Source organism: Tepidibacillus infernus (assembly GCF_048898065.1).
Taxonomy (GTDB): Bacteria; Bacillota; Bacilli; order Tepidibacillales; family Tepidibacillaceae; genus Tepidibacillus_B; species Tepidibacillus_B infernus.
Genome location: NZ_JBLWFI010000001.1, coordinates 970,393 through 978,962 on the forward strand (window position 1 = coordinate 970,393; position 8,570 = coordinate 978,962).

9 protein-coding genes are annotated in these 8,570 nt (G+C 36.0%); 2 read left to right on the top strand and 7 right to left on the bottom strand.

Going from position 1 to position 8,570, the window contains the following annotated elements:
• Positions 1-60: 60 nt before the first annotated feature.
• From TEPIDINF_RS04920 to TEPIDINF_RS04940, 5 genes are read right to left on the bottom strand one after another with little or no spacing between them, the layout of a single operon-like run.
• Positions 61-1,020 carry a biotin--[acetyl-CoA-carboxylase] ligase gene (locus TEPIDINF_RS04920; RefSeq protein ID WP_421691461.1) on the bottom strand — a complete coding sequence of 320 codons (960 nt, stop codon included), beginning with the start codon at positions 1,018-1,020 and terminating at the stop codon, positions 61-63.
• Positions 1,017-2,243: a CCA tRNA nucleotidyltransferase gene (locus TEPIDINF_RS04925; RefSeq protein ID WP_068724339.1), complete on the bottom strand. Its 1,227-nt coding sequence runs from the start codon at positions 2,241-2,243 to the stop codon at positions 1,017-1,019. The genes TEPIDINF_RS04920 and TEPIDINF_RS04925 overlap by 4 nt, the downstream gene beginning before the upstream one ends.
• A complete protein-coding gene (gene mgsA, locus TEPIDINF_RS04930) occupies positions 2,244-2,654 on the bottom strand; it encodes a methylglyoxal synthase (RefSeq protein ID WP_421691462.1) in 411 nt (136 codons plus the stop codon).
• Between the two features lie 31 nt (positions 2,655-2,685).
• Complete coding sequence (gene dapB, locus TEPIDINF_RS04935; RefSeq protein WP_068724344.1) at positions 2,686-3,441, bottom strand: 4-hydroxy-tetrahydrodipicolinate reductase; 756 nt, start codon at positions 3,439-3,441, stop codon at positions 2,686-2,688.
• Entirely contained in the window at positions 3,442-3,948 is a 507-nt protein-coding gene (locus TEPIDINF_RS04940; RefSeq protein WP_068724346.1) for a tetratricopeptide repeat protein, read from the bottom strand.
• A 216-nt stretch (positions 3,949-4,164) separates the two neighbouring features.
• On the opposite strand from TEPIDINF_RS04940, the gene TEPIDINF_RS04945 reads away from it, so the two are divergent.
• Positions 4,165-5,016, top strand: coding sequence for a YitT family protein (locus TEPIDINF_RS04945; RefSeq protein WP_421691463.1), 852 nt, complete (start codon positions 4,165-4,167; stop codon positions 5,014-5,016).
• A 74-nt stretch (positions 5,017-5,090) separates the two neighbouring features.
• Here TEPIDINF_RS04945 and TEPIDINF_RS04950 read toward each other — a convergent pair whose 3' ends face one another.
• Together TEPIDINF_RS04950 and TEPIDINF_RS04955 are read right to left on the bottom strand one after the other, a co-directional pair.
• Positions 5,091-5,879 carry a sporulation protein YpjB gene (locus tag TEPIDINF_RS04950; RefSeq protein ID WP_068724351.1) on the bottom strand — a complete coding sequence of 263 codons (789 nt, stop codon included), beginning with the start codon at positions 5,877-5,879 and terminating at the stop codon, positions 5,091-5,093.
• 42 nt (positions 5,880-5,921) lie between these two features.
• Positions 5,922-6,539: a DUF1405 domain-containing protein gene (locus tag TEPIDINF_RS04955; RefSeq protein WP_068724353.1), complete on the bottom strand. Its 618-nt coding sequence runs from the start codon at positions 6,537-6,539 to the stop codon at positions 5,922-5,924.
• Positions 6,540-7,156: 617 nt separating this feature from the next.
• Between TEPIDINF_RS04955 and TEPIDINF_RS04960 the strand changes: the two genes are divergently transcribed.
• On the top strand, positions 7,157-8,392 hold the full coding sequence (locus TEPIDINF_RS04960; RefSeq protein ID WP_068727898.1) for an IS110 family RNA-guided transposase: 1,236 nt from the start codon (positions 7,157-7,159) through the stop codon (positions 8,390-8,392).
• Positions 8,393-8,570: the final 178 nt, after the last annotated feature.

The window sequence follows — 8,570 nt, forward strand, 5'->3', positions numbered from 1 at the left end:
CCTCCCTTCCTATCCACAGTGTTTGTCATAGATAGGAAGAATATACGACCCTAAACTGATTTAGATGGTTATATCACCGGAAACAACTTTAATCATTTCTCCATTTTCTTTCTTAACGATTAAATATCCGTTCTCATCTACCCCATATATTTGACCATAAATAAAAGATGTTGATTGCGTAACAACGATAGGGGTTCCTTTCTTTAATAAAAGTTGATTATATTCATCAAAAAAGGGTGCAAATCCTTTCTGATGAAATAGCTCATAGTTTTTTTCAAATTGTTCTAGGAATTTACATAGAATTTCAATTCTTTTTGGATTCTGATTGATAAATTCTTCTAAAGATCCTGCTTTTTGTTTAAGTTCCAATGGATATTTGGTTTTATGCGTATTAATTCCAATTCCAATGATCAAATAGTGAATCTGATCTTGCTCTCCATGCATCTCTGTAAGAATTCCTGCAATTTTTTTCTTTTCAAAATACAGATCATTTGGCCATTTAATTCGAATATCAATTCCATATAAACTTCTTAATGCATTTGTAAGTATGATAGAGGCAAATAAAGTAATTTGAGGTGCTTCGTTATAACTAAAAGAGGGGCGTAATAGGATACTCATCCAAATCCCTTTTCCTTCGTTAGAAAACCAAGATCTTCCTAGTCTACCTTTTCCATTTGTTTGTTCATTCGCAATGACAATTGTTCCATGCTTAGCCCCTTGTCTAGCTAATTCATGTGCTTTAGTCTGGGTAGAATCGATTGATTTAAAATAGACAACGTTGCTCCCAAATATCTTTGTGTGACATTCTCTTTGGATGATCTCTGAAGAAATATCATCGGGTTCATTTAATAATCGATACCCTTTTTTTCTTACGGCTTCAAATTGGTAACCTTCCTTTTTTAACTCTTCAATTTGTTTCCAAATTGCTGTTCTTGAAATTTGCATTTGTTGACTTAGTTCTTCTCCGGAAATAAACTGGTGATTCGATTTTAAAAAAATTTCCCTTAGCTTTTCCCTCATTTTTGATCCCCTTTTAATTCTAATGATTTCTTTAATAAGATCTTAGGATCGTTTAAAAGTTGGCCATATACCACCTGCTCAAAAAGCTCCTCTAAAAGTTCTCTTACCCAAGGCCCACCTGGGCGATTAAAGAATTGCAGAAGATCATTTCCTGTAATGGCTAAATCTTTTATTTTTCTTACCTTTAAATCTTGATCTGTATAGAGTAGCTTTTGTTGCCAGTATAACCTTTCTTCTTCGCTGATCTGCCCTAACATCCAGGTCATTTCTATGGCTTTAGAACACGATTGAAAATCTAATTCAACCAAGCAACGTTTAAGCTGAATCAGTTGTATTCCACCTTGCATCATAGTTAAGGCACTAAAGATTTTATTGATCTTTACTTGTTCTTTTTTAGAAAATTTCATTTCACTTAATAAAAACAACCGTTCCTCTTCCTTTAAAAAATAAAATATGATTACCCAGCGTAAGAGGACATCAGATGTTTTAGATAATAATTCAGATAATTCTTTAGGATATAAGCTTATAAAACGTGTATCCTTCAACCCTCGTATATATTGGATCAGGCCAAGTTCAAATAAACCCGAAATTCCATATCCCGGGTTTTCTGAAGCCATTATCTTGTCCATTTCTGATTTAATTCTCTCCATTGCAATATATTGTAAGTAGGATCCAACCTCTAAGATGCCTTGTTTTGTTTCTTCCTCTATCTGAAATTGTAGTTGAGAAGCAAAGCGAATAGCTCTCATGATACGCAAAGGATCTTCGAGAAAACGGTCTTTTGGTTTACCGACGCTAATAACCAACTTAGATTTAAGAGCGGCCTGTCCTTGGAATGGGTCAATTAATAGACCATTAACATCCATGGCCATAGCATTTATGGTAAAATCCCTTCTCTTTAAATCTTCAACTAAACTAGAGACAAATTCAAGATGCGAAGGATGACGATAATCAAGGTACTGACCCTCCTTACGAAAGGTCGTAACTTCAAAAGGGACTCCTTCTTCAACGATCGTAACAGTGCCATGCTTCAATCCAGTTGGAATTGATTTAGGAAAAATCTGCATCACCTCTTCGGGTAAAGCATTTGTTGCGATATCGATGTCATGAATTTCCCTTCCTAAGAGAAGGTCTCTAACCATTCCGCCAACAAAGTATGCTTGATAGCTATTCGTGTTAAGTTGTTTTAATATTTTTCTTCCAACTTCAATCTTCTCCAACATTTATTCTCCTTTATACTTGTGTACAACCTCTCTCCAGGCAAAATCTCCTTTTTCCATCGCTTTAACGAGGATTTCAGCAGTCGCAACATTTGTGGCAACAGGTATACCATAAACATCACATAAGCGTAATAGTGCAATAATATCAGGCTCATGGGGTTGAGCTGTAAGCGGATCTCTAAAGAAAATAATAAGATCCAACTCATTTTCCGCTACCATTGCACCGATTTGCTGATCTCCTCCCAAGGGACCAGATTGAAAACGATGAATTTGCAAATTGGTTTGTTCTATAATCCTCTTTCCTGAAGTCCCTGTCGCATATAACTGATGTTTTGAAAAAATAATTTCATAGGCAATCATGAAATTTACCAATTCATCTTTTTTACGGTCATGTGCTACTAAAGCAATTTTCATTTTTTTCTCCTCTATTCTTTTGATTTCTTGACTAATCTAATAAATGTTCTAATCCATAAACTATGCCGCGTAAACTTTTTACTTTTTTAATGGCTAAATTCACTCCAGGCATAAAAGACTCTCGATGAATAGAATCATGACGAATGGTTAAAGTCTGACCTAAGTCACCAAAAATCACTTCTTGATGAGCAACCAGACCAGGAAGTCTTACACTGTGAATGCGAAAACCTGAATATTCCCCACCTCGTGCACCTTTTAAAACCTCTTTTTCATCAGGGTGACCTTGGTAAATTTTCTTTCTACTTTTGCTAATCAGTTCAGCTGTTTTTATTGCCGTACCCGATGGTGCATCAAGTTTTTGATTATGGTGCATTTCAATGATTTCAACATGGGGCATGTATTTTGCTGCGATTTCTGAAAATCTCATCATCAAAACGGCACCTATTGCAAAATTTGGGGCAATTAAACCACCAATGTCAAGCTCTTTCGCTAGCTTGTCCAAAGTTGAAATTTCCTCTTGAGAAAGCCCAGTGGTTCCAACGACTGGGCTAACCCCCATTTGCAATGCGATTTCTATATTTTTTTTAACAACATGTGGCGTTGTAAAATCAACATAGACATCTGGCCTTCCAGCAATGATTCCCTCTTCAAGCGTTCGATAACAATCAGATTCAGTTGGATCGACTCCGCCAACATATTCTAATTCCTCATCATTTAATACCATCTTGACTACCTCTTGACCCATCTTGCCATTCGCTCCAGCGACCATTACTTTCATTTTGCTCATTCAATCACCCTCTTTGTACAATTTAGAATAATATTCACGTAGTTCTTTTGCTTGTTGATGAAATGGATCTAATCCAAATACCATATTAAATTCCTTTATAGCTTGCGGTAGTCGTTGTTTTTCACCATAATAAATACCTAAGATAAGGTAAGCCTCAATATTTAAAGGATCCAGTGTTTTAGCTTGAATCAATATATTTTCAATTTCTTCTGTAAGTATCCCTTTTTTCATCAAATCTGCTGCAACCATGACTAGATTTTTGGCCTGTAAGATTTGAAGATGGTACCTATAGGTTAGGTTATACTGGAGTTCGCAAGCTTTTTTGGCTGCTTCTATTGCTTCTTTCATATCCCCATTTCTAGAGTAAGTGATAGATAATTTGTAATAATATGAAGCATTTGTTGGTTCACACCGAATGGCTTTATTAAAAGCATCAATCGCTTTTTGAAAATCATTTTGGAATATGGCATGATAGGCTTCTAAAAGATATTTTCTTCCTGAACTCATTTGCCTTCACACCTTTTTGCTAGCTGTAGCCCTTTGTATAAGATAATATATGACTGAAGCACTAGTTCGGTGTATTCTAGTGTCCATTTCATCAATATTTTTAATAACGTTATCGTACCCAATTTTTTCTTATAAATCAATAGATATGGGAAATTCTTGCATTTGACGAGAGATTATTTGTATAATGAGAATGATTTTGACATGAGGAGTTGTCCTATGAACTTGAGTTTTAAAAATTTGAGCTATCATCTTAAGAATCTTTTTTTTATTGCAATCGGAGCCTTCATTTTTGCCTTTGGTCTTAATTATTTTACAATTGCTAATCGTTTGTCGGAGGGTGGCTTTACTGGGATTTCTTTATTACTGAACTACATCTTTGGTTGGTCTCCAAGTGTTGTAATCCTTATCTTAAACATTCCTTTATTCATTATTGGTTGGATGAAGCTTGGCCGCAATTCAATGATTTACACCATCATTGCCACTGTTTTAGTCTCTTTATTCCTATGGTTAACAGAGGATTTTCGAGAACCTGTTCTTGATCTACTTCTTGCCTCCCTATATGCAGGTGTGTCCGTAGGAGTTGGTTTAGGCATTATTTTCCGTTATGGCGGGACAACTGGAGGTGCAGATATTATTGCTAGATTAGCTCATAAGTACTTTGGTTGGGGCATGGGTCGTACGATGTTTATTTTTGATGCCTTTGTCATCGCTGCTTCCTATTTTTATATTGGAAGGGAAAAAGCAATGTATACATTAGTTGCTGTTTTTGTTGGGGCTAGAATTATCGATTTTGTACAAGAAGGAGCTTATGCAGCAAAAGCTGCCACAATTATTTCGGATCATGTACCAGAAATCTCAACAAAAATCATAAAGGAAATGGACCGAGGTGCAACCATTTTGAAAGGAAAAGGTGGATACACTGGAAGTGATAAAGAGGTTCTCTACTGTGTGATTAGTAGAAATGAATTAACACGATTAAAATATTTAATTCATTCCATCGACCCAAAAGCTTTTGTGGTTGTCAATGACGTTCATGATGTGTTAGGTGAAGGATTTGAAAAAAAATAAAATAGCAAAATCAGGTGGAGTAACTCCCCCACCTGATTTCCTGAAATACTAATGTAATTTAAATAAGTTTATTTTTAAGTTGAATAACGAACTCCTTTAAACTTACGCCAGATTACATAGCTTAAGGCTATAAAGATTGTAATACCCATTCCAACAGATGTTTTCCAAATCGTATTTTCCCCTATATAGTTAACCCATGTTTCTTTTCCATCACCATAAAATAATTGATTTATATTTGTTCGTAATTGATTGAGAAGGATTTCCTTATTTTGATCTACTTGTTGGCTAACCAGTGCCTTAATCAATGAATCAGTTCTTTCAACAACATACGGAGGCTTTACTACGATAATAGCTGGCCTAATTAAGAGATAGTCATTTTGAAAATGAGTATAGGCTACTTCTATTTGTTTTGCATCTTTAGTTTTTATTTTTTGCTCGATTGTATTTAAATCTTTATTAATTACCGGATAGTAACGATGCCAATAAGGTTGTAACGGGTGAGTAAGAGCATCTATCGCTAGATACAATTGTGTCGCTGAATAGAGAATAGATTTTTCATTTGGTGAAATAGCTGCAAGCTCTTTTTTTGAGTGGATAATGACTGCTGATATTGCTTCAATTCCTTCTGTAGTGGTTAACCCCTTATAGGAGATGGTAGGAAATAAGAGTGACAACTTTACAAGTTCCCCTTTTGCAGCTGCGTACTCTTTTATCTTTACTTTTTCATAGAATATTTGCGATAATCTTTGCAATTCTTGTAATTTGCTCTCTTCTGTCTCTGAAGCATGAACGAATGGTATATATAATTGAAAGAAAAAGAAGATTATCGCTATAACCATGACAACATAATTTTTATTAAACATCCGATTCACCCCTTATCCTATACTATTAGGGGTTGTACGACTTTATGCTTTGTTTCTCCTTAAAGTGAAAAATAATAAAAAAGTAAATAGACTTAGAGCAAGTGTATATTTCCCTACAACATGATCGATTTGACTAATGCTTTCCGGTAACCATGGATGTACATCCTGAGTATAATCAACAAAATCATTGATGATAATCCATACCCCTGAGATAAGAAGTTCGGTTATGCCAAAGGAATACTTCTTGACATATAAAATTGCTTCAAATGCCATTCCTAAATGGGAAATTATTAACATCACATCAATCCATGTAATCGATTGGATTGTAATAAGATGAATTAATGAGTGATCTTTTGCTAATGCACCCCAAATAATCATCGCTACCGCCCATATTCCATATTTGAAGGAAGTTAGTGCTGCAATTGCTTCGATTAGAGGGGCTTTCTTTTTAAAAAGGAAAAGGATAAGAAACAAAGTAAAAAAAGTACTAGATGTTGGGCTATCAGGTACAAAAATGATCCATTTTTTTGGGGAGGCCATAAGTTGATTTTTGTACCAATAAAATCCATAAATCGAACCTAAAAAATTAATCACAATTAATGAGATTAGAAACCATCGTTTTTCTAAATAGGATTGAATCGAATTCCATATGTACTGCATCGTATTACTCCTCTCGTATATTAGTAGTAAGAGCTCCTTCTAGAAGAATTTCCAGTCGATCCGGATCCTCTGAAATCACTCTAGATTCCTATAGGGTTTATGATAAGCCTTTCGGCTTCCTCATCAAAAATAAAATTGTTTTACCACCTTGTCTTACCCCAACTGGTGGGGAAGCCAGAGGCGAGTAATTAAATTAAGTAAATTGAATAATATGTTGTTCTAATCTGTAGGGGGACAGCCCTCTTACGTTTATTTGTTGTACCTTTAAAACTGAATATCGAGAATGACGAAGAATGGAGGAGGCTCCAGCACTTTACTCCGTCATTTTTTATAGAATCTTTGGCCTGCTCATGGGACAATGGTGTCGACAAGCTTTTCTTAGGAAGTTTCTTTCACTCCTTGCGGGCAACTTTTGTGTACTGCTTTTTAAGCCTGCTACCCATGACTCATCATTGAATTTTCTAACCGCTGGTTGCGCCTTCCACTTAGAAGGGGGAGTAGCACCCTGATTGACTTCTATATGGAAATGAGTGCTGATGACGAGGTTGTTCTAGATGATTCCCATGGGCACCCAGGTCTAAGATTTGCTTGATTAACTACTATCAGGAGGTGATTCTATGTCGAAAATGCTAGTTGGTATAGACGTAAGCTTAAAATCTCACCATGTTCAATTCATGGACGGAGACGGAGATTCATTAGCTTCTTTTTCTGTTCCTAATGATCAAAATGGGGCAGACACCCTGATCCAAAGAATATTAGAAACAGCGAAAAAAAAGAAGCTAAACTTGTTCCAGATTGGAATGGAGGCCACCTCAAACCTTGGTTGGCATCTTGCTCACTATCTACGAGAACAACTAAAGGGATACGAACCTTCCTTTCAATCACATGTATACGTCTTAAATGCGCGTAAAGTGGCTCGTTTTAAAAAAGGGTATGACACTCTAGTTAAGAACGACCGCATTGATGCCTGGGTTATCGCAGACCACCTGCGTTTCGGACGACTGCCTATGGAAATGAAAGATACGATTCAGTATGAAGCCTTGCAGCGTTTGACAAGAACCCGATTTCATTTGATGCAAAATATTACAAGGGATAAAATTTACTTCCTTAACCAAGTCTTCTTAAAATTTAGTGGACTTCGTCAGGATAATCCCTTTTCTAATATGTTTGGATCCACAAGTTTAGCGGTTATTGAAGAACTAGAGCCTGAACAAATTACCCAAATGTCCATGGAAGAACTCATTCAATTTCTTCAAGAGAAGGGAAAAAATCGCTTCGAAAATCCGGAAGAAATTGCAAAGTATCTTCAAAAACTTGCTCGTTCATCATATCGTCTAAATAAAGCAATGGCCGATCCAGTCAACATTTCACTTTCCGTTTCTTTAAGTGTAATTAGACATATGGAATCCGAAGTGAAACGGCTTGATCGTGAAATTGCCAAACTCATGAAAGGCATCCCACAGACGTTAACCTCAATAAAAGGGGTTGGGGATGTTTATGCAGCTGGTCTTATTGCTGAGATTGGCGACATCAAACGATTTAAAAATCATCATGCTTTAGCTAGTTACGCTGGCCTTAGATGGAGTCAGTATCAATCTGGTGAATTCGAATCGGATGATACGAATCGATTAAATTCTGGAAACAAGTATCTACGATACTATTTGATACAGGCAGCTGATAAAGTTCGTCAACATGATTCCGAATACAGAGCGTTTTACCAAAAGAAATATAACGAAGTCCCTAAACATCAACACAAAAGAGCACTCGTCCTTACTGCTAGAAAATTGGTACGATTGGTGTATTCGCTACTAAGCACCAATCAATTGTACACACCACCAGAAAGGAGAAATTAATCAACTTTCGATTATTTCACATCCTTCGAGCAGAGCCTCACAAGCAAAATTTCAATAACAAAAATTGGTAATTAGGTGAGGGCTATTTGGTATACCCTTTTTTAAGGGATTTTTACTTCTATCCCAAAATAATTTCCAATTCTTTATTTTTTTGTGCTTGACATATTACCGCTGGGCT

Bases quoted from the DNA above. Each gene is read 5' to 3' on its own strand.
- TEPIDINF_RS04920 (WP_421691461.1), bottom strand. From the start codon at position 1,020: ATGAGGGAAAAGCTAAGGGAAATTTTTTTAAAATCGAATCACCAGTTT.
- TEPIDINF_RS04925 (WP_068724339.1), bottom strand. From the start codon at position 2,243: ATGTTGGAGAAGATTGAAGTTGGAAGAAAAATATTAAAACAACTTAAC.
- mgsA (WP_421691462.1), bottom strand. From the start codon at position 2,654: ATGAAAATTGCTTTAGTAGCACATGACCGTAAAAAAGATGAATTGGTA.
- dapB (WP_068724344.1), bottom strand. From the start codon at position 3,441: ATGAGCAAAATGAAAGTAATGGTCGCTGGAGCGAATGGCAAGATGGGT.
- TEPIDINF_RS04940 (WP_068724346.1), bottom strand. From the start codon at position 3,948: ATGAGTTCAGGAAGAAAATATCTTTTAGAAGCCTATCATGCCATATTC.
- TEPIDINF_RS04945 (WP_421691463.1), top strand. From the start codon at position 4,165: ATGAACTTGAGTTTTAAAAATTTGAGCTATCATCTTAAGAATCTTTTT.
- TEPIDINF_RS04950 (WP_068724351.1), bottom strand. From the start codon at position 5,879: ATGTTTAATAAAAATTATGTTGTCATGGTTATAGCGATAATCTTCTTT.
- TEPIDINF_RS04955 (WP_068724353.1), bottom strand. From the start codon at position 6,539: ATGCAGTACATATGGAATTCGATTCAATCCTATTTAGAAAAACGATGG.
- TEPIDINF_RS04960 (WP_068727898.1), top strand. From the start codon at position 7,157: ATGTCGAAAATGCTAGTTGGTATAGACGTAAGCTTAAAATCTCACCAT.